We start from the raw sequence: 18,447 nt of genomic DNA on the forward strand, positions 1-18,447 counted from the left end.
GCCGGGCGCCGCGCAAGGGTCCGCGCGCCGATGCGGTCCATCGTATGTGGTATATGGGTATTCCGACGCCGCTTCGCCGGTGGCATTATGCTGCACGACGAACGGAACTGCTTACAGACCTGGGTTCCTGAGTCCACGACTGTGGTCTAACCTGTTTGTACACGTTGCGGGCTCCCGGCGGAGCCCATTATGACAGCGAAGCTTCGCCGCCTACGCGTGAGTGGGATGGCGAGCGGCCGGGAACGGAGAACCTGCGTGCGGCGGTCCTGTACGACCGCACGGACGTCTCCCGGGCAAACCCGGACGGCGGTGCCGTCCGGCTCAGTCGCGTCGACGGTCGAACAGGGGCCCGGGAGATACGATCATGACCAACATCGGTGATCACAACGCGGCCCACGGCGCCGAGGCGGCGGGCTTCCGCGACCTCAAGGCCGTCCACTGGAATTTCGAGGCCCCGCGCCTCTACGAGGAGGCGCTGTCCCGCAAGGAGGCGCAGCTCGCCCGCGGCGGCGCCCTCGTCGCCACCACCGGCAGCCATACCGGCCGCTCGCCCAAGGACAAGTTCGTGGTGCGCGACGCCGGCACCGAGAACGAGGTCTGGTGGGACAACAACGGCGCCATCACGCCCGAGCAGTTCGAGACCCTGCGCCAGGATTTCCTGAAGCACGCCGAGGGCAAGGAGCTGTTCGCCCAGGACCTCTACGGCGGCGCCGATCCGGCCTACCGGGTCAAGGCCCGGGTCTTCACCGAGTTCGCGTGGCACTCGCTGTTCATCCGCAACCTGCTGATCCGTCCGGATCGCTCCGAGATCGCGTCCTACGTGCCGGACATGACGATCATCGACCTGCCGAGCTTCCAGGCCGATCCCGCCCGGCACGGCTGCCGGTCGAAGACCGTGATCGCCATCGACTTCTCGAAGAAGCTCGTGCTGATCGGCGGCTCCGCCTACGCGGGCGAGATGAAGAAGTCGGTCTTCACCTACCTGAACTACATCCTGCCCGGCCAGGGCGTGATGCCGATGCACTGCTCCGCCAACGCGGCGCTCGATGCCGAGGGCGGCTCGGCGATCTTCTTCGGCCTCTCGGGCACCGGCAAGACGACGCTGTCGAACGACAGCTCCCGCCAGCTGCTGGGCGACGACGAGCATGGCTGGTCGAACGAGGGCATCTTCAACTTCGAGGGCGGCTGCTACGCCAAGACCATCCGCCTCTCGCGCAACGCCGAGCCGGAGATCTACGCCACCACCGAGCGCTTCGGCACGGTGATGGAGAACGTGATCATCGATCCGGTCACCCGCGCACCGGATTTCGACGACGCGTCGCTCACCGAGAACACCCGCTGCGCCTACCCGCTGGACTTCATCGCCAACGCCAGCGCCTCCGGCCGGGCCGGGCATCCGAAGAATATCGTCATGCTGACCTGCGACGCCTTCGGGGTGATGCCGCCGATCGCCAAGCTCACCGGCGCCGAGGCGATGTACCACTTCCTCTCGGGCTACACCGCCAAGGTGGCCGGCACCGAGCGCGGCCTGACCGGGCCCGAGGCGACCTTCTCGACCTGCTTCGGCGCGCCGTTCATGCCGCGACATCCGAGCACCTACGGCAACCTGCTGCGCGACCTCATCGCCAAGCACAGCGTCGATTGCTGGCTGGTCAACACGGGTTGGACCGGCGGCGGCGTCGGCACCGGCCGGCGGATGCCGATTCGCGTGACGCGCCGCCTGCTGAGCGCCGCCCTCGACGGCTCGCTGGCGCAGGCCGAGTTCCGCCGCGACCCGTATTTCGGCTTCGCGGTGCCGGTCTCGGTTCCGGGCGTCGAGCCGCACATCCTGACGCCGGTGAAGACCTGGGCCAACAAGGGCGCCTTCGTGGAGACGGCGGCGCGGCTCGTGAAGATGTTCGACGACAACTTCAAGCGGTTCGAGGCCCATGTCGACGCCGACGTACGCGCCGCCGGGCCGACCGCGCAGGCGATCGCGGCGTAAACCGAGAGCGGGCGGCCCGCGGGGCCGCCCGTCCCGTTCGTCTTCGCGAGCGCAGGGAAGCAGCCCGGTCGCGCTACGCTGGATTGCTTCGCTGCGCGCGCGAAGACGGTTCGGACGTCCTGTCCGGGATGCGTCCTAGAACGGCAGCTTCATGCCCGGCGGCAGGGGCAGGCCCTTGGTCAGCTCGGCCATGCGCTCCTGCATGGTCGCCTCGGCCTTCCCGCGGGCGTCGTTGCAGGCCGCGACGATCAGATCCTCAAGGATCTCGCGCTCGTCCGCCACCATCAGCGAGGGGTCGATGCTGACTCCCTTCATCTGGCCCTTGGCGCTCATGGTGACCCGGACGGAGCCGCCGCCGGAGGCGCCGGTCACCTCGATCTCGTCCATCTCGGACTGCAGGTTGGCCATCTTCTCCTGCATGGCCTGAGCTTGCTTCATGATGCCCATCAGGTCGCGCATGCGGCTCTCTTTCCGTTTCCTCGTCTGATCTGGGTATGGCGCGGCCCGGGCGCCACCGTGCGTCAGGCGTCGTCGTCCTCGACCTCGCCGACCCGCGCGGCATCGCCTTCCCCGAGGATCTCCTGCTCGGCGGAGGGGAGGGCCTCGGAGATTGTCTCGCGCACGTCGACGATCTCGGCCCCGGGGAAGCGCGTCAGGACCTCGCGCACGAACGGGTCGGCGGCGGCGTTCTCCCGGCGGGTCTCGGTCGCGGCGCGGGCGGCCGCGTCGAGGGTCGGGGCGCCCTCGTCCTTCGACAGGGCCACCACCCAGCGCCGCCCGGTCCAGCGCTCGATGGCGGCGGCGATGTCGTTGGCGAGGCTCGACCGGCCGCCGGAGGCGAGGCGGAACTCGATCCGGCCCTCCTCGAAGCGCACCAAGTGGACGTCGCGCTCCAGCGCGGTCCGCAGAAGGATGTCCCGGTTGGCGTCGGCCAGCGCGATCAGGTCCTCGAACCGCCCGAGACGCGGCGTCGGCGGTGCCGCGGGCGCCGGCCTCGGCGCCGGCGCACTGACGGACGCGCTGATCGGGACGCTCGCCGGCGCATTCACCGCGACGGGCGCGGCCAGGGGCGCCGCGACCGGGGCGGGCTCCGGCGCGACCGTGCGGGGTGCCGCGGCGAGCGCCGCGGAACCGCCGCCGCGCAGGTCGGGAATCGGCGGGAGGGGCGGCCGGGCCGACGCGGCCGGAGCCTCGTCCGCTGGCGCGGCGGCGGCCTCGGCCCTGAGCTGGCGCAGGGCCTCGTCGGGTGTGGGCAGGTCGGCCGCGTAGGCGAGGCGCACGATCGCCATCTCGGCGGCCGCGAGGGGCCGGGGCGCCGCCTGGACCTCGGGAATCGCCTTCAGCAGGATCTGCCACGCCCGCGACAGGGCGCGGATCGAGAGCTTCTCGGCGAACGCGGCGCCGCGGACGCGCTCGGTCTCGCTGAGCGTCGGGTCGGCGGCGGCTTCCGGCACCACCTTGAGCCGGGTGACGAGGTGCGTGAAGGCCGCGAGATCCGAGAGCACGACCGACGGGTCCGCGCCGGAATCGTACTGCGCCCGCAATTCCGCGAAGGCGGCCGGCACCGCGCCGCGCATCACCGCCTCGAACAGGTCGAGGATTCGGGCGCGGTCAGCCAGGCCCAGCATGTCGCGCACGCTCTGCGCCGTGATCGTGCCGGCGCCGTGGGCGATCGCCTGGTCGAGCAGCGAGAGCGCGTCGCGCACCGACCCTTCCGCGGCGCGCACGATGGCGCCCAGAGCCTCGTCCTCGACCGATACGCCCTCGGCCGCGCAGACCTTCGCGAGATGCGCGTGCAGGGTCGGCGCCTCGACCCGGCGCAGGTCGAATCGCTGGCAGCGGGACAGGATCGTCACCGGGACCTTGCGGATCTCCGTGGTGGCGAACACGAATTTCGCGTGCGGCGGCGGCTCCTCCAGCGTCTTCAGGAAGGCGTTGAACGCCTTCTCGGAGAGCATGTGGACCTCGTCCACGATGTAGACCTTGTAGCGCGCCGAGACCGGCCCGTAGCGGATGCCGTCGATGATCGCCCGGACGTCGTCGATGCCGGTATGCGAGGCGGCGTCCATCTCCAGCACGTCCATGTGCCGGGATTCCATGATCGCCGCGCAGTGGAGGCCGAGTTCCGGCATCGACACGGTCGGGCCGGTGTCGGGCTGTCCGGCGCGGGCGTAATTGAGGCCGCGCGCCAGGATGCGGGCCGTCGTGGTCTTGCCGACTCCACGGACGCCGGTGAGCATCCAGGCCTGCGGGATGCGGTTGGCCGCGAACCCGTTGGCGAGGGTCCGCACCATCGCGTCCTGGCCGATCAGGTCGCCGAAATTGGTGGGGCGGTACTTGCGCGCGAGCACCCGGTAGGGCGTCGCCGCGGCGGGGGGCGCTGGAAACCCGGGCAGGCCCGGCTCGTCGTCAGGCGTGCCGGTCGTAGCGTCCATGCCGTGTCTGGGTCCGGCTGCCGCGCGCCGTGGAATGAGGTGGGAGGCTGGACGAAGACCCGCTCGGTCTCGTTAGGGCTGCTTCCTTCCGGACCTGACCCGGTTGGCGAGTGAAACGTCCCTCGCCAACCCCCCGCCGGCTATATGGCCGGGCCTCGGCCCGAACGCAAGCGCTGCTGAAGCCGAGTCGAAGCGCAGCCGAAGCGCTGCCTCACTCGGCCTTGCGCTTCACGATGGCCAGGGTCTTCGGATCGAGCTTCAGGTCGAACTGCTTGCCGCTCGCGTCGATCGCGTCGTCGACCTCGATCATGCCGTCGTCGAGCTCGATCTCCTTCCACTTGGTGAAGCCCTCCTGCTTGAGCATGGCCTCGACCTTGGCCTGCTGATCGGGCGGAAGCTTCTCGTCGGCGCGGGCGGTGAGGCCGGTGCCCGCGATCAAGGTCAGGGCGAGAAGGGACGTGGTCAGGCGCATGGCTGTCTCCGATCCGGCAATTGTTTCCGGCTGTGAACAGGCGTGCCGCGGCGGAGTTCCATGGCGACGATCCCCTTGAGCCGCCCCCGAATCTGCCGCACATCTTGGCCGTACCGGAACGCGGCGGCGAGGACACTGCACGAATGGTCACCCGCGTCGCCACCGTGGCCTTCGAGGGCATCGAGGCGCGGGCGGTGGACGTGCAGGTCCAGATCGTGCCGGGCTCGGTGGTGTTCACCGTCGTCGGTCTGCCCGACAAGGCGGTGGCGGAATCGCGCGAGCGGGTCCGCGGAGCGCTGATCGCCTCGGGGCTGGCGCTGCCGGCCAAGCGCATCACGGTGAACCTCGCCCCGGCGGATCTTCCCAAGGAAGGCTCGCATTTCGACCTGCCGATCGCGCTGGGCGTCATGGCGGCGATCGGCGCGATCCCGGCGGACGCGCTCGCCGGCTACTGCGTCCTGGGCGAGCTCGCCCTCGACGGCAGCATCACGGCGGTGAGCGGCGTGCTGCCAGCCGCGATGGCGGCGGCCGATCGGGGGCTCGGGCTCATCTGCCCGGCGTCCACCGGGCCGGAGGCGGCCTGGGCGGGGGGCGACCTCGACGTGCTCGCGCCGCGCTCGCTGATCCAGCTCGCCAACCACTTCAAGGGCAGCCAGGTGATGGCGCGGCCGGAGCCCGCCGTCGCCGCGCCGGCCGGGCCGCTGCCGGACCTCGCCGACATCAAGGGGCAGGAGGGCGCCAAGCGCGCCCTGGAGATCGCGGCCGCCGGGGGCCACAACCTGTTGATGAACGGGCCGCCCGGCTCGGGCAAGTCGATGCTGGCGGCGCGTCTTCCCTCGATCCTGCCGCCGCTCACGCCGCGCGAGCTGCTCGACATCTCCATGATCCAGTCGGTGGCGGGCGCGCTGAAGGACGGGGCGCTCTCGAACCGCCGGCCGTTCCGGCAGCCGCACCATTCCGCCTCGATGGCGGCCCTGGTGGGGGGCGGCCTCGGGGCGCGGCCCGGTGAGGTCTCCCTGGCCCATGGCGGCGTGCTGTTCCTGGACGAGCTCCCCGAATTCTCCCCGCAGGTGCTCGACAGCCTGCGCCAGCCGATGGAATCCGGGGCGGTGATGATTGCCCGGGCCAACCACCGAATCACCTACCCGGCGCGGTTCCAGCTGGTCGCGGCGATGAACCCGTGCCGCTGCGGCCAGGGTCTCGAACCGGGCTACGCCTGCCGGCGCGGGCCGAACGCGCGCTGCATGGCGCAGTATCAGGCGCGGATCTCCGGCCCGATGCTCGACCGCATCGACCTGCGCGTCGAGGTGGCGGCGGTGACGGCCGCCGACCTGATCCTGCCCGCGCCGGCCGAGGGCTCCCGCGAGGCGGCCGCGCGGGTGTCGGCGGCCCGCGCGCTCCAGGGCGCGCGCTACGCCGCGCGCGGCCTGCCGGAATCCACCACCAACGCGACCTGTCCCGCGACGCTGATCTCGGACGTCGCGAGCCCCGACGCCGACGGGACGGCGCTGATCCGCCAGGCGTCCGAGAGCATGCGCCTCTCCGCCCGCGGCTTCCACCGGACGCTGCGCGTCGCCAGGACCCTGGCCGACCTCGACGGCGAGGCGCAGGTCCGCCGGCTCCACCTCGCCGAGGCGCTGTCGTACCGCGGCCGGGGCGACAGCGCGGCGGCCGCCGCTTGAGCGCCGGACCGCGCGGCCCGGCCGACCTGACGGTCACGATCGGCCAGCACAGCAGCGCCGGCCGCAAGGCCGCCAACCAGGATTTCAACGGCGCGCTGGTTCCCGTCCAGCCGGCGCTGGGCCTGAAGGGGGTCGCGGTCGCCCTCGCCGACGGGATCAGCAGCAGCGCGGCGGGCGCGGCGGCGAGCGAGACCGCGGTCAAGAGCTTCCTCAGCGACTACTACGCCACGCCGGACACGTGGTCGGTGAAGACCTCGGCGCAGCGCGTGATCGCGGCCACGAATTCCTGGCTCTACGCCGAGACGCGGCGCGGCGCCGATCCGAACGATGCCGACCGGGGCCACGTCACGACCTTCGACGCCCTCGTGCTGAAATCCCGCGTGGCCCACCTCTTCCACGTGGGCGATGCCCGGATCTGGCGGGTGTCCGGCCGGTCGCTCGAGCAGCTCACCGAGGACCACCGGGTCGTCGTCTCCGCGGCGGAATCGTATCTCGGCCGCGCCCTCGGGGCGCAGGGCCGCGTCGAGATCGACTATCACGCCGTGGGCGTCGAGGCCGGTGACACCTTCGTGCTGACGACGGACGGCATCCACGAGCATGTCCGGCCCCGCGACATGGTCGCGGAGATCGCGCGGGCCGGGACCCTGGACGCGGCCGCGCGGGCGATCGTCGAGATGGCCCTGGCGGCCGGCAGCCCGGACAACCTGACGATCCAGATCGTGCGGGTCGAGACCGTGCCGGAAGGCGAGCCGGCCGACCTCCTCGGCGAGGCCGAGGGGCTGGACCCGGCGCCGCTCCTCGACCCGCCCGCGGAACTCGACGGCTTCCGGCTGCTGCGGATCCTCCACTCCGGTCCGCGGAGCCGCGTCTACCTGGCGCTCGAGGCGGAGACCGGTGCGCAGGTCGCGCTGAAGGTGCTGTCGCTGGACCTGCGGGACGATCCCGCCCAGCGGAAGCGCTTCGTCATGGAGGAGTGGATCGCGCGGCGGATCGACAATCCCCACGTGCTGAAGGCCCATCCCCAGGCCGGCCGCCGCAGCCACCTCTACACGGTGATGCGCTACGTCGAGGGCCAGACCCTGACCCAGTGGATGCGCGACCACGCGGCGCCCGAGCTGGAGGCGGTGCGGGGGCTCGTCGAGCAGCTCGCCCGGGGCGTGCAGGCCTTCCATCGGCGGGAGATGGTCCACCAGGACCTGCGGCCCGACAACGTCCTGATCGACGCGGCCGGCACCGTCCAGATCATCGATTTCGGCGCGACCCAGGTCGCCGGCGTCGTCGAGGGCGACCCGCGGATCGACCCGGCGGAGATCCTGGGCACGGTGCAGTACACGGCGCCGGAGTGCTTCCTCGGCGCCCCGGGGACCGCCCAGTCGGACGTCTTCGCGGTCGGCGTGATAACCTACCAGATGCTCACGGGGCGGCTGCCCTACGGCGACGCGGTGCCCCGGGCCCGGACGCGCGCGGCGCAGCGGCGGCTGCGCTACGCGTCGGCGCTGACCGTGCGCCCGCTGCTGCCGGTCTGGGTCGACGGCGCGCTGCGCAGGGCCGTCCATCCCGATCCGCAGCGTCGCTACGCGACCGTGTCGGCCTTCGTCCACGACCTGCGCCACCCCAACCCGGCTTTCACGGATGGCCGGCGGGCGTCGCTCCTGGAGCGCGACCCGCTGCTGTTCTGGCGCCTGCTGTCGCTGGTGCTCGGGCTCGTCGCGCTGGTGCTCGCGGCGATCCTGATCGCCGGCCCGCGTCGGTGAGCCCCGGCTCGCGTCTCAGGGATCCAATTCCGGGTAGCGGCGGAAGATGCCGTCCTCGTTGAACGGGATCCGGCGCGCGCTGGCGAGGTAGGCGGCGAGCCGCGGGCGCCGCGCCACGGTCTCGTGGAGCCGCGCCACCTGCGGGGTTCTCCGGAGGGCCGCAGCGGTCGCCTTGGGGAAGGCGTAGAGCAGGCCGTCGACGAGCTGGAACAGCGACAGGTCGGCGTAGCAGAGATCCGCGCCGACGAGGCGGCGGCCGCCGTTGGCCGCAAGCACGCGCTCGAAATAGCCGAGATATTTCGGGATGCGATCGTCCCGGAACTCGGCCGCCCGGCGCAGCGCCTCGGCCTTCTGATCCGCGTAGTACAGGCCGACGCCGACGGGATGGTGGGTGTCGTGCGCCTCGTCGACCGCGTCGGCGACGGTGAGCTGGAGCTGATGGGTCCAGATCCGGTCGCGCTCCGACGGGCCCACGAGCCCGAGGCGCGGTCCGAGATAGAGCAGGATCGCGGCGCTCTGCCCGACGACGACGTCGCCGTCGCGCAGGAAGGGCGGTGCCAGGGGCGGTCGCGGATCGGCGGGGTCGGACAGTCGGTCGAGCATCGGTCCGATGCCGCCGGAATCGTCGTCCTGGCGGGCCACGTCGACGTAGTCGGCGCCGGCCTCCTCGAGGGCGAGGCGGACGAACTCGCCGCGCCCCTGGATCATCGGCCAGTAATGGAGCTCGTAGGGCATCGCCGCCTCCGGGTCGGGGAAGGCGCGGCGACCCCGGACGGTTCCCGCTCAGTTGTTCTCGGCCGGCTCCTCCGCCGAGGCCTTCTCGAGCGGCGGCTCGGCGCTGGCGACGGCCTTGCGGGCGAACATCGGCTGAAGGCGCTCGGCGAGCTGCTGGTCCAGATGCTTGACGTACGCGCCCTTGAAGTAGCGCTCACCGGTCTTCGCGCCGTAGAGGTTGTCGTGGGTCCGGATCATCGCGGCGACCTCCGGGCGGCACAGGAAGCCCGTGATGCCGACGGCCTCGTACCAGCGGCCGGCGCGCGCCTCTGCCGTCGCCTTCGGGTTCGACAGCACCGTCTCGGCGAAGCACGCGGTGGCGGCCTGCCGCAGCGGCGCCAACACCTTCTCGGCCTCCGCCGCGTTCACCTTCGGGGCGGCCGGGTGCCGGTGAGGCCGCGCCTCGGCGGCCGAGACGAGCGCGAGGACGGCGAAGGTGGCGAGGATCGAAGTCTTCATACGGGCGGCCTCGTCGGGTGTCCGAACCGTGTTCAGCTCTCGCTCATGATTGCGTCGGGATCGGGGCTGGCGGTTCGGTCCGGGTGCCCGATTCCGGGCAAGATCCGGGCTGTTTCGGGACGGCCACAGCCGCGCTCAGCCGCGCCGCTCCGCGTTCCAGTGTCCCCGGCAGGCGAGGGCCCCGGTCGAGACCCAGGTTCCGGCACCCAAGCCGTCCGAGCCCAGGCGTCCCCGCACGTCGGCGGTGGCGGCGCCGTTGGAGATCGAGCCGCGGATCGCCCCGTTCCGCGCGACGCCACCCTCCACCACGAAGGCAGTCCCGATGAAGCGCGCCCGCCCGCGCTCGATCCGCACCGGGTAGCGGTAGGCACGGTCGCAGTTCCCCGTCTCGGTGATGATCTCGACGCTCCAGGTGCCGTCGAACCGATCGGGCAGGTCGGCGGCGCGGGGGGCGGACGCGGCGGGCAGCGTGCCGGCGAGGAGCAGGGCGACGGCGATGCGGGGCGTCAGGCGGATCTGGAGTGCCGGGAGCTTCGGGGAGACCGGCGCCCCGTCAGCGCGGCGCCTGCGGCGCGGGCGTCCGCATGGCCGCACGGAGTGCCGCGTTGAGGAGAGCGAGGAGGTCACAACCGACATGCAGGAAGGCGGCCACGCCCGCCTGCTTCAGCGGCTCGGCCAGGTCCGTCGGCTTCCCGGCGAGGTAGACCGGTCCGGCGCCGGCCCGGGTCAGCGCCTCCGCGGTCGCGACCGCGCGCTCGGCGTAGATCCCGTCGGTGGAGCAGATGCAGGCGAGGCTCGCGCCGGATTCCCGGAACGCCGCCGCCGCCGCCTCGGCATCGGGGAAGCCCTCGTTCGACAGAGCCTCGAGCCCGCCGGCCGCGAAGGCGTTGGCCGCGAAGGTCGCCCGGGCGTTGAAGGCCGCCACCGGGCCGAGATTGGCCAGGAACACGATCGGCCTGCGACCGGTCTTGGCGAGGAAGGCGTCCGAGGCGTCCCGCAGGGCCTCGTAAGGCTCCGCGAGGCGCTGGGACGGCAGCGCGTCGCAGGCAACCGCCGAGCCCGCGCCGAAGTTGGATCCGCGCACCGCCGCCACGGGCGGCACGTCGAGGACCGTCACCGGCTTCTCGGGGAGGTTCGGGAACTCGCTCGCACCGGTGAGCGGCTCGCGGCGTGTGGCCACCGCCTTGGCGCGGGCCTCGCGGGTCAGCTCGATCCGCCGCTGGAGCTTGCCGACGCTGAGCGCGGCGACGATCCCGCCCTCGGCCTCGATCGCCTGGAACGCCGCCCAGCCCGCCTCGGCGAGCTCGGCCGTCAGGGTCTCGAACCCGCCGGCGCCGGCCGCGGGGTCGCTGACCCGCGCGAGGTGCGATTCCTCGATGAGCACGATCTGGCTGTTGCGCGCCACGCGCCGGGCGAAGGCGTCGGGCAGGCCGAGGGCCTGCGTGTACGGCAGGACCGCGACGCTGTCGGCGCCGCCCATGCCGGCCGAGGCCGCCGCCATGCCGGTCCGGAGGATGTTCACGAACGGATCGCGCTTGGTCATCATCCGCCACGCGGTCTCGGCGTGGAGGCGCAGCGGCTTCGGCTCGAGGCCGCAGGCCTGCTCGACGCGCGCCCAGAGGCGCCGCATCGCGCGGAACTTCGCGACGGTGACGAACTCATCGGCATCGGCCGCGAGCAGCACGGCCACGCAATCGCGCGCGCTCGCGAGATCGTGACCGGCCGCTTCCAGGGCGCGCAGGTAGGCGACGGCGGTGGCGAGCACCGCGCCGAGTTCCGCCGCCTCGCCGGCGCCGGCCTCGTGGTAGGGCCGGCCGTCGGCCAGGAAGGCCCGGCCGCGGAAACCCGCCGCCTCCAGCTCGGCCACGACCTCGGCGAGGCGGGGCGCGATGTCGGTCCAGACGGCTCCGAGGCTGCCGGTGGCCGCCAGGACGCCGACGGGATCGAGCCCCAGATCGACGTCGTAGGTCGAGAGATCCTCGCCGCGGCGCTCCGCCAGCGCCTTGACCAGCCGGGCCACCTCCAGGCCGCGACCGCCGGCATCGATCCGCAGGGCGATCAGCGGCAGCATCACGCCCTTCAGGGCGGCGTCGAGTTCCTCGACGCTCGCCGCGGTGAGACCGTAGCCGCGGGCGCCCGGCGCGCCCGCGACGGCGAGCACGAGGGCATCGGCCCCGCCCTCGAGGTCGGTGAGCGCCTGCGTGTTCGCGGTTCCGATGTCGGGATGGTCGACCCGCTGGGCGATCCGCCAGGGTCCGGGCTCGCGCACCGGCTGCGCCGCCGGCTCGGCCGGTCCGTAGAGGGGCTCGATCCGCAGTCCGTCAGCCGTCCGCGACACCAGCCGCTTCTCGAAATCGGCGCCCTTCAGGACGCCTTCGACGAGGCCGAGCCAGCGCGCCCGGTCTGCGGGCTCGAAGAGGTCGGCGAGCGGTCTGTCTTCCATCGGTACGTCCCAGGGCGCGGCGTCTTCTGCACCGCTTTCATGCGTTTGCCTCGCACGCCGCTCCGCCGCTGGCAATCGCCCGATGGTTGAGGAAAGCTCAAGCCGCGGATCACCGATTTTTGAGTGATGCGGCGCAGGTGCGGTGAGGGGCACCTGTCGATCCGGATCGCGAGTCCGAGCCGCTGCCGGCGAGCCCGGACCGACCGAACGGGGCGCGACCCCGCCCGCGTCAGCCGAGGATGATCAGGCCGGCGAAGCCGAGGGCGCCGACGATGATCCGCCACCACGCGAACAGCCAGAAACCGTGGCGGGAAACGTAGTCGAGGAGAAACCGCACCACGAACAGCGCCGAGACGAATGACACGATGAAGCCGATCGCGATCAGCCCGACATCGTTGCTCGAGAGGTATTTATAGTTGTCGAGCAGGTCCTTGGCGAAGGCGCCCGCCATGGTCGGCATCGCGAGGTAGAAGGAGAACTCGGTGGCCGAGCGCTTGTCGGCGCCCATCAGCATGGCGCCCACGATCGTGGCGCCCGAGCGCGAGACCCCTGGGATCATCGCCAGGCACTGGAAGATGCCGATCTTCAGGTCCATCGGCAGCGAGAAGTCGTAGACGTCGGTCTTCTTCACCTCCAGGTCGGTGTCGTCGATGACGAGGAGCACGAGGCCGCCGGCCACCAGCGTCGCGCAGACGATCCACGGGTTGAACAGGTAGGCCTTGATCAGCTTCGAGAAGAGGCCGCCGATGATCGCCGCCGGCAGGAACGCCACCAGGATGCCGAGGACGAAGCGGCGCGCCTTCGGATCGGACGGCAACGCGGTGGCGATCCCCAGGAGGCGGCGGAAATACACCAGCAGGATCGCCAGGATCGCGCCGAGCTGGATCAGCACCTCGAAGGTGTTGTTGGGCGAGTGGAAGCCGATGAAGTGCCCCACCAGCAGCTGGTGGCCGGTGGAGGAGACCGGGATGAACTCGGTCGCCCCCTCCACCAGGGCGAGCAGCACTGCTTTGCCGATGCTTGCCGGATCCATCGCGACGCCCTGTGCCGCGCGCGCGGAGGCCCCCGTCGGGCCACCACCTGCCACGCGAAATGGTTGTACCCGAGGCTTCGCCGATCAGGGTTGACGGGCAGTTACCGGGCCGGGCCGCGCGTGTTAAGGGCTCGGCAACGGTCGGGCAATAACGCTCGGTCCGAAGTCCTCTGCGCCGAAGACCCGCGCTTCAGGACCCACGACGAGCGCGGGACCGGCCGCGCTGGCAGACCGAACGTCCCGCACGGCCTCGATGGCAACCCTCTACCATTTCCCTTTCTGCGCGAATTCCCGTTTCATCCGTCTCGTGCTCGCCGAGATGGGAATGGAGCCGACGCTGTTCGAAGAACGGCCTTGGGAACGGCGCGACGACTTCCTGCTGATCAACCCGGCGGGCGTCACGCCCGTGCTGCTGGAGCAGAACGGCCTCGTGGTTCCCGGCGCCGGCGTCATCGCCGAGTACCTCGACGAGACCCGCGGCCTGGGGCTCTCGGGGCGCCGCATGCTGCCGGAGGACACCGTCGAGCGCGTGGAGGTACGGCGCCTGCTCGACTGGTTCCTGGTCAAGTTCGAGTCCGAGGTGACCGCCTACCTCGTCAACGAAAAGATCTCGAAGCGCTTCATGTCGGCCAACGAGGGCGGCGGCCCGCCCGACATGAACGCGATCCGCGCGGCGCGCTCCAACGTGCGCTACCACCTCAAATACATCGGCTACCTCATCGCGCGACGGCGCTGGATCGCCGGCGACAACCTGACCTATGCCGATCTCGCCGCGGCCGCCCATCTCTCCTGCGTTGACTACCTGGGCGACGTGCCCTGGGACGAGGACGAGATGGCGCGGAACTGGTACGCCCGCGTCAAGTCGCGGCCCTCGTTCCGCGCCCTGCTCGCCGACCGGGTGGCCGGGATGGCACCGGCCGCCCACTACGCGGATCTGGATTTCTGAACGCCCGACGGACCTACCACGGCGCCGACCTGCGCCGCCTCGTCGAGACCCGGGCGCGGACGCTCGGGTTCTGCGGCCTGCGCGTGACCCGACCCGACCGGCTGCCCGACCTGCCCGGCCGCCTGTCCGCCTGGCTCGCCGAGGGCGCGCAGGGCACCATGGACTGGATGGCGGAGCGGTCCGATCAGCGCGCCAGCCCGATCGCGCTGTGGCCCGGTCTGCGCAGCATCCTGGTCCTGGCGATGAGCTACCGGCCGGAGCACGATCCCCTCGACCTCGTGGCGCGTCGCGACCGCGGTGCCGTGGCCGCCTACGCGCAGCGGCGGGACTATCACGAAGTTTTGAAGGGCCGCCTGAAAGAACTGGGTGGGTATCTGTCGGCCAAGGGCGACGTGCGGGTGAAGGTCTTCTGCGACACCGCCCCCGTCATGGAGAAGACCCTGGCGGAGGCGGCCGGCCTCGGCTGGCAGGGCAAGCACACGGTGCTGATCTCCCGCGGGCACGGCAACTGGCTGCTCCTCGGCGCGATCTACACGAGCGCGGAATTCGAGCCCGACCCGCCGGAGCCCGACCGTTGCGGCTCGTGCCGCGCCTGCCTGGACGTCTGCCCCACCGACGCCTTCCCGGCGCCCTACCGGCTCGACGCCCGCCGCTGCATCTCGTACCTGACGATCGAGCATGCCGGGCCGATCCCCCCGGCGTTCCGGGAAGCGATCGGCAACCGGGTGTTCGGCTGCGACGATTGCCTGGCCGTCTGCCCCTGGAACAAGTTCGCTTGCACCGCGGCGGAGAGCCGGCTCGCCGCGCGGGCGGACCTGGCGGCCCCGGCGCTCGCGGATCTCGCGGGCCTCGACGACGCGGCGTTCCGCACCTTCTTCGCCGGCACGCCGGTGAAGCGCACCGGGCGCGACCGCTTCCTGCGCAACGTCATGATCGCGATCGGCAATTCGGGTGACCCGTCGCTGGCGGAGTCGGCCGTCGCGCGGCTGCGCGACCCGTCCTCGCTGGTGCGCGGCATGGCGGTCTGGGCCTGCGGCCGGCTGCTGGCACCCGAGGCCGTGCGCGCGCTCGGGCGGCAGCACGGCGATTCAGAGACCGACGCCCACGTGCGGGACGAGTGGCGGGCCGTCACCGGCTTGACGGAACCGCGGACGGACGAGACATCCGCGGCATGAACCTCTTCGTCTTCGGGCTCGGCTTCACGGGCCGTCACTTCGCCGAGCGGGCGCGGCCGCGTTTCGGGACCGTCCGCGCCACGGTGACCGACCCCGCGGCCGCCGACCGCGTCGCCGCGGAGACGGGCTTCGCCATGCGCGCCTTCGGGCCGGAGGCCGACGATCCCCGGATCGCGGCGGATCTCGCCGACACGGACGTGCTCCTCGTCTCGGCGCCCCCCGGCGAGGCCGGCGACCCGGTACTGGCCCGCTACGCCGACGCCGTCGCGGCGAGCCGGATCCAGTGGATCGGCTACCTGTCCACCATCGGCGTCTACGGCGACCAGGGCGGCGCCTGGATCGACGAGACCACGCCGGCGACCCCGCGCAGCGCCCGGTCCAAGGTGCGCGTCGACGCCGAGGCGGCGTGGCTGGCGCTCGGCGCCGCGACCGGCAAGGCCGTTCAGGTCTTCCGGCTCTCGGGCATCTACGGACCCGGGCGCAACCCGATCGTGAAGCTGCGGGAGGGCCGCTCGCAGCGCATCGTGAAGGCCGGGCAGGTCTTCAATCGCATCCACGTCGACGACATCGCCACGACGCTGCTCGCCTCGATCGACCGGCCGCGGCCGGGGGCGATCTACAACGTCACCGACGACGAGCCGACCGCGCCCCAGACCGTGACCGAGCACGCCGCGGCCCTCACAGGCCTGCCGCTGCCGCCCGAGATCGATTTCGAGACCGCCGACCTGTCGCCGATGGCGCGCAGCTTCTACGGCGAGAACAAGCGCGTCCGGAACCGGCTGATCCGCGACGAACTCGGCGTCGCGCTCGCCTATCCGACCTACCGCGAGGGGCTCGCGGCGCTCAAGGATCAGCCCTGATCAGGCCTCGAGGTGGCGCGGCCGGACGAGGCGGCGGAGCAGGCCGTCGCGCGGGCCGACCATCATCGAGGCGACGTAGAGGGCACCGGCCGCCAGCACGATGGCCGGCCCGCTCGGCACGTCGTACCGGTACGACAGGCTGAGCCCCGACACGCTCGCCAGGGCCGCGATCAGCATCGAGACCGGGATCAGCCCGGCCAGGTCGCGGGCCCAGAACCGGGCCGCCACCGCCGGCAGCAGCATCAGCCCCACCGCCAGCAGCGTGCCGAGGGCCTGGAACCCGCCGACGAGGTTCACCACCACCAGCGCCAGGAAGGCGAGGTGAACCGGGCCGCCGCTGCGGCTGACGCTCCGCAGGAACAGGGGATCGACGCATTCCATCACGAGCGGCCGGTAGATCAGGGCCAGGGCCAACAGGGTCAGCGTGCTGATGCCACCGAGCAGCCACAGCGCGGCGTCGTCGAGCGCCAGGACCGAGCCGAACAGGAAATGCATGAGGTCGATCTGCGAGCCGCGCAGGGAGACCAGCAGTACGCCGGCCGCGAGCGAGATGAGGTAGAAGGCCGCGAGATTCGCGTCCTCCCGGACGACCGTCGCGCGGGTGACGGCGCCGGCCAGGAGGGCGACCGCGAGGCCGGCGACGAGGCCGCCCAGCGTCATCGCCGGCAGCGACAGGCCGGCGACGAGGAAGCCGACCGCGGCGCCGGGCAGGATCGCGTGGCTCATCGCGTCGCTCATCAGGCTCATGCGGCGCAGCGTCAGGAACACGCCGATGGGCGGCGCCGAGACCGACAGGGCGAGGCAGCCCGCCAGGGCCCGGCGCATGAAGCCGAACTCCACGAACGGCGCGAACAGGGATCCGAGCGGATCGGTCACGCGGCGTCCTCGTGGTGGTGATGGTCCGCGCCGCCGTGGTCGTGCGCCGCCGCGACGGATCGCGGCCCGGCGCAGATCGCCGCGCCCTCGTCCCAGGCCTCGGACAGGTTGCGGGCGCGCGCGAGGTTCTCGGCCGTCAGGACCCGCGCGGTCGGTCCCCAGGCCACGGGCTCCCGGGCGAGCAGCAGCGTCGTCGGGAAATGCGCGCGGACCTGCTGGAGGTCGTGGAGGGCCGCCACCACGGTCCGCCCCTCGCCGTGCCACGTGCGAATCAGCGCCAGGAGATCGTCCACCGTCCGCGCATCGATGCCGGTGAACGGCTCGTCGAGGAGCACGACCGGGCAGTCCTGCAGGATCAGACGGGCGAACAGGGCGCGCCGGAACTGTCCGCCCGACAGGGTGCCGATCGGCCGCGCCGCGAAGCCGTCGAGGCCGACCGCGGCCAGCGCCGCCTCGATCGCCGGGCGCCGCCGGGTGAGGCTGCGCCACGCCCCCGCGCGCCGCCAGAGGCCCATGCCGGCGAGATCCATGACGGTGAGCGGGAAGCTCCGGTCGATCTCGTCGACCTGCGGCATGTAGGCGAGGGCGCCGGCGCGCTCGATGCGCCCGTCCAGGCAGCGGATTTCCCCGGCCATGCCCTTGAGGAGCGTCGACTTGCCGGCCCCGTTCGGGCCGACAAGGGCGAGCAGGTCGCCGGCCCGCACGGACCCGTCGAGGTGGTGGACCGCCGGATGCCGGTCGTAACCGAGGGTGAGACCGACGAGGCGGATCGGATCCGGGCGCGCGCCGCTCATGTCGCCAGCGCCCAGGCGATGGTCAGCCAGACCAGCGCCGAGAGCAGCGCGGCGAGCGCCAGCCGCAGGCCGATCCCGCTCTGGAACAGCGATCGCCGCGCCGCGTGTCTCGGGCTGGGAATGGTCGGCACGGGGTCCTCGTCGCGCGCTCACGCCGGCGCGGGCACCACGCGGGGCTACTGGTGCGGTGCTGGGCGGCGGTGATACACTGTAACAAACCCGCGGGACAACCTGCGGATCACGTCTGGAGCGATCATGCACCGTCACGAGGGTCACGACGCGTGCCACGCCGGCACCGGTGACATGCTCGCGCGGGCCGAGGCCCTGTGTCGCGAGCGCGGTCTTCAGTTCACGCCCCTGCGCCGGGAGGTGCTCGAGGCCGTAGCCGAGTCCGCCAAGGCTCAGGGCGCCTACGACATCGCCGAGCGGCTGAGCGCGCCGGGCAAGCGCGTGGCCCCGGTCTCGGTCTACCGCGCCCTCGACTTCCTCATGGAGCAGGGGCTGGTCCACCGGATCGCGAGCCGCAACGCCTTCATCCCCTGCGCGCACGGCCACGCCCCCGGGGAGGGGGTCATCTTCCTGATCTGCCGCGCCTGCGGCGGCGTCGACGAGGCCTCGTCGGAGGAAGTCGAGGGCAGCCTGGGGCGGACGCTGGAGCGGGCTGGCTTCACCCCGACCCACAGCATCCTGGAGGTCGAGGGCGATTGCGGCGCCTGCCGGGAGCGGAAGCAGGCCCCCTGAGGCGCCACTTCCAGGGCGG

18 protein-coding genes and 1 other RNA gene are annotated in these 18,447 nt (G+C 72.1%); 7 read left to right on the top strand and 12 right to left on the bottom strand.

The window, feature by feature from the left end; translation table 11 throughout:
• The first annotated feature begins 364 nt into the window (after positions 1 to 364).
• Positions 365 to 1,984, top strand: a complete 1,620-nt coding sequence (locus ACX9MN_RS07840; RefSeq protein ID WP_020092790.1) for a phosphoenolpyruvate carboxykinase — start codon at positions 365 to 367, stop codon at positions 1,982 to 1,984.
• Between the two features lie 135 nt (positions 1,985 to 2,119).
• Here the strand turns inward: ACX9MN_RS07840 and ACX9MN_RS07845 are convergent, their stop codons facing one another.
• From ACX9MN_RS07845 to ACX9MN_RS07860, 4 genes are all read right to left on the bottom strand, one after another.
• Positions 2,120 to 2,443, bottom strand: a complete 324-nt coding sequence (locus ACX9MN_RS07845) for a YbaB/EbfC family nucleoid-associated protein (RefSeq protein WP_020092789.1) — start codon at positions 2,441 to 2,443, stop codon at positions 2,120 to 2,122.
• 62 nt (positions 2,444 to 2,505) lie between these two features.
• The gene (locus ACX9MN_RS07850) at positions 2,506 to 4,419 is read right to left on the bottom strand and encodes a DNA polymerase III subunit gamma/tau (protein ID WP_489724124.1); all 1,914 of its coding nucleotides are present in this window, start codon (positions 4,417 to 4,419) and stop codon (positions 2,506 to 2,508) included.
• Positions 4,420 to 4,456: 37 nt separating this feature from the next.
• Positions 4,457 to 4,555, bottom strand: an RNA gene (ffs, locus tag ACX9MN_RS07855) — signal recognition particle sRNA small type.
• Between the two features lie 75 nt (positions 4,556 to 4,630).
• On the bottom strand, positions 4,631 to 4,891 hold the full coding sequence (locus ACX9MN_RS07860; protein WP_489724125.1) for a PepSY domain-containing protein: 261 nt from the start codon (positions 4,889 to 4,891) through the stop codon (positions 4,631 to 4,633).
• Positions 4,892 to 5,034: 143 nt separating this feature from the next.
• On the opposite strand from ACX9MN_RS07860, the gene ACX9MN_RS07865 reads away from it, so the two are divergent.
• The gene (locus ACX9MN_RS07865) at positions 5,035 to 6,573 is read left to right on the top strand and encodes a YifB family Mg chelatase-like AAA ATPase (protein ID WP_489724126.1); all 1,539 of its coding nucleotides are present in this window, start codon (positions 5,035 to 5,037) and stop codon (positions 6,571 to 6,573) included.
• Positions 6,570 to 8,327 (top strand): bifunctional protein-serine/threonine kinase/phosphatase, encoded by a 1,758-nt coding sequence (locus ACX9MN_RS07870; protein WP_489724127.1) that lies wholly within the window; start codon positions 6,570 to 6,572, stop codon positions 8,325 to 8,327. Before ACX9MN_RS07865 ends, ACX9MN_RS07870 begins: the two co-directional genes overlap by 4 nt.
• A gap of 15 nt (positions 8,328 to 8,342) precedes the next feature.
• Here the strand turns inward: ACX9MN_RS07870 and ACX9MN_RS07875 are convergent, their stop codons facing one another.
• The 5 genes from ACX9MN_RS07875 to ACX9MN_RS07895 form a co-directional block, all read right to left on the bottom strand.
• Complete coding sequence (locus ACX9MN_RS07875; protein WP_489724128.1) at positions 8,343 to 9,062, bottom strand: glutathione S-transferase; 720 nt, start codon at positions 9,060 to 9,062, stop codon at positions 8,343 to 8,345.
• 48 nt (positions 9,063 to 9,110) lie between these two features.
• A complete protein-coding gene (locus tag ACX9MN_RS07880; RefSeq protein ID WP_091680812.1) occupies positions 9,111 to 9,560 on the bottom strand; it encodes a hypothetical protein in 450 nt (149 codons plus the stop codon).
• A gap of 135 nt (positions 9,561 to 9,695) precedes the next feature.
• Positions 9,696 to 10,154, bottom strand: coding sequence for a hypothetical protein (locus ACX9MN_RS07885; protein WP_489724129.1), 459 nt, complete (start codon positions 10,152 to 10,154; stop codon positions 9,696 to 9,698).
• The gene (locus ACX9MN_RS07890; RefSeq protein ID WP_489724130.1) at positions 10,114 to 12,003 is read right to left on the bottom strand and encodes a methylmalonyl-CoA mutase family protein; all 1,890 of its coding nucleotides are present in this window, start codon (positions 12,001 to 12,003) and stop codon (positions 10,114 to 10,116) included. Before ACX9MN_RS07890 ends, ACX9MN_RS07885 begins: the two co-directional genes overlap by 41 nt.
• Positions 12,004 to 12,232: 229 nt before the next feature.
• Complete coding sequence (locus ACX9MN_RS07895; RefSeq protein ID WP_020094652.1) at positions 12,233 to 13,036, bottom strand: undecaprenyl-diphosphate phosphatase; 804 nt, start codon at positions 13,034 to 13,036, stop codon at positions 12,233 to 12,235.
• A gap of 253 nt (positions 13,037 to 13,289) precedes the next feature.
• On the opposite strand from ACX9MN_RS07895, the gene ACX9MN_RS07900 reads away from it, so the two are divergent.
• Genes ACX9MN_RS07900 through ACX9MN_RS07910 form a run of 3 tightly spaced genes read left to right on the top strand, consistent with a single transcriptional unit; the run spans position 13,290 to position 16,017 of the window.
• Complete coding sequence (locus ACX9MN_RS07900; protein WP_020094651.1) at positions 13,290 to 13,982, top strand: glutathione S-transferase family protein; 693 nt, start codon at positions 13,290 to 13,292, stop codon at positions 13,980 to 13,982.
• A gap of 29 nt (positions 13,983 to 14,011) precedes the next feature.
• Positions 14,012 to 15,157 carry a tRNA epoxyqueuosine(34) reductase QueG gene (gene queG / locus ACX9MN_RS07905; RefSeq protein WP_489725216.1) on the top strand — a complete coding sequence of 382 codons (1,146 nt, stop codon included), beginning with the start codon at positions 14,012 to 14,014 and terminating at the stop codon, positions 15,155 to 15,157.
• Positions 15,154 to 16,017 carry an SDR family oxidoreductase gene (locus ACX9MN_RS07910; RefSeq protein ID WP_489724131.1) on the top strand — a complete coding sequence of 288 codons (864 nt, stop codon included), beginning with the start codon at positions 15,154 to 15,156 and terminating at the stop codon, positions 16,015 to 16,017. The genes queG and ACX9MN_RS07910 overlap by 4 nt, the downstream gene beginning before the upstream one ends.
• Here the strand turns inward: ACX9MN_RS07910 and ACX9MN_RS07915 are convergent, their stop codons facing one another.
• From ACX9MN_RS07915 to ACX9MN_RS07925, 3 genes are read right to left on the bottom strand one after another with little or no spacing between them, the layout of a single operon-like run.
• Positions 16,018 to 16,842, bottom strand: a complete 825-nt coding sequence (locus tag ACX9MN_RS07915) for a metal ABC transporter permease (RefSeq protein WP_051123769.1) — start codon at positions 16,840 to 16,842, stop codon at positions 16,018 to 16,020.
• 47 nt (positions 16,843 to 16,889) lie between these two features.
• On the bottom strand, positions 16,890 to 17,687 hold the full coding sequence (locus ACX9MN_RS07920) for a metal ABC transporter ATP-binding protein (protein WP_042672223.1): 798 nt from the start codon (positions 17,685 to 17,687) through the stop codon (positions 16,890 to 16,892).
• Positions 17,684 to 17,818 (bottom strand): hypothetical protein, encoded by a 135-nt coding sequence (locus ACX9MN_RS07925; protein WP_020094646.1) that lies wholly within the window; start codon positions 17,816 to 17,818, stop codon positions 17,684 to 17,686. Before ACX9MN_RS07925 ends, ACX9MN_RS07920 begins: the two co-directional genes overlap by 4 nt.
• 124 nt (positions 17,819 to 17,942) lie before the next feature.
• On the opposite strand from ACX9MN_RS07925, the gene ACX9MN_RS07930 reads away from it, so the two are divergent.
• Positions 17,943 to 18,428, top strand: a complete 486-nt coding sequence (locus tag ACX9MN_RS07930) for a transcriptional repressor (RefSeq protein WP_489724132.1) — start codon at positions 17,943 to 17,945, stop codon at positions 18,426 to 18,428.
• The last annotated feature ends 19 nt before the right edge of the window (positions 18,429 to 18,447 follow it).

It is taken from the genome of Methylobacterium sp. 1A (assembly GCF_058072805.1).

Coding starts and splice junctions, on each gene's coding strand:
- ACX9MN_RS07840 (WP_020092790.1), top strand. CDS start 365: ATGACCAACATCGGTGATCACAACGCGGCCCACGGCGCCGAGGCGGCG.
- ACX9MN_RS07845 (WP_020092789.1), bottom strand. CDS start 2,443: ATGCGCGACCTGATGGGCATCATGAAGCAAGCTCAGGCCATGCAGGAG.
- ACX9MN_RS07850 (WP_489724124.1), bottom strand. CDS start 4,419: ATGGACGCTACGACCGGCACGCCTGACGACGAGCCGGGCCTGCCCGGG.
- ACX9MN_RS07860 (WP_489724125.1), bottom strand. CDS start 4,891: ATGCGCCTGACCACGTCCCTTCTCGCCCTGACCTTGATCGCGGGCACC.
- ACX9MN_RS07865 (WP_489724126.1), top strand. CDS start 5,035: ATGGTCACCCGCGTCGCCACCGTGGCCTTCGAGGGCATCGAGGCGCGG.
- ACX9MN_RS07875 (WP_489724128.1), bottom strand. CDS start 9,062: ATGCCCTACGAGCTCCATTACTGGCCGATGATCCAGGGGCGCGGCGAG.
- ACX9MN_RS07880 (WP_091680812.1), bottom strand. CDS start 9,560: ATGAAGACTTCGATCCTCGCCACCTTCGCCGTCCTCGCGCTCGTCTCG.
- ACX9MN_RS07890 (WP_489724130.1), bottom strand. CDS start 12,003: ATGGAAGACAGACCGCTCGCCGACCTCTTCGAGCCCGCAGACCGGGCG.
- ACX9MN_RS07895 (WP_020094652.1), bottom strand. CDS start 13,036: ATGGATCCGGCAAGCATCGGCAAAGCAGTGCTGCTCGCCCTGGTGGAG.
- ACX9MN_RS07900 (WP_020094651.1), top strand. CDS start 13,290: ATGGCAACCCTCTACCATTTCCCTTTCTGCGCGAATTCCCGTTTCATC.
- ACX9MN_RS07910 (WP_489724131.1), top strand. CDS start 15,154: ATGAACCTCTTCGTCTTCGGGCTCGGCTTCACGGGCCGTCACTTCGCC.
- ACX9MN_RS07915 (WP_051123769.1), bottom strand. CDS start 16,842: ATGCGCCGGGCCCTGGCGGGCTGCCTCGCCCTGTCGGTCTCGGCGCCG.
- ACX9MN_RS07920 (WP_042672223.1), bottom strand. CDS start 17,687: ATGAGCGGCGCGCGCCCGGATCCGATCCGCCTCGTCGGTCTCACCCTC.
- ACX9MN_RS07930 (WP_489724132.1), top strand. CDS start 17,943: ATGCACCGTCACGAGGGTCACGACGCGTGCCACGCCGGCACCGGTGAC.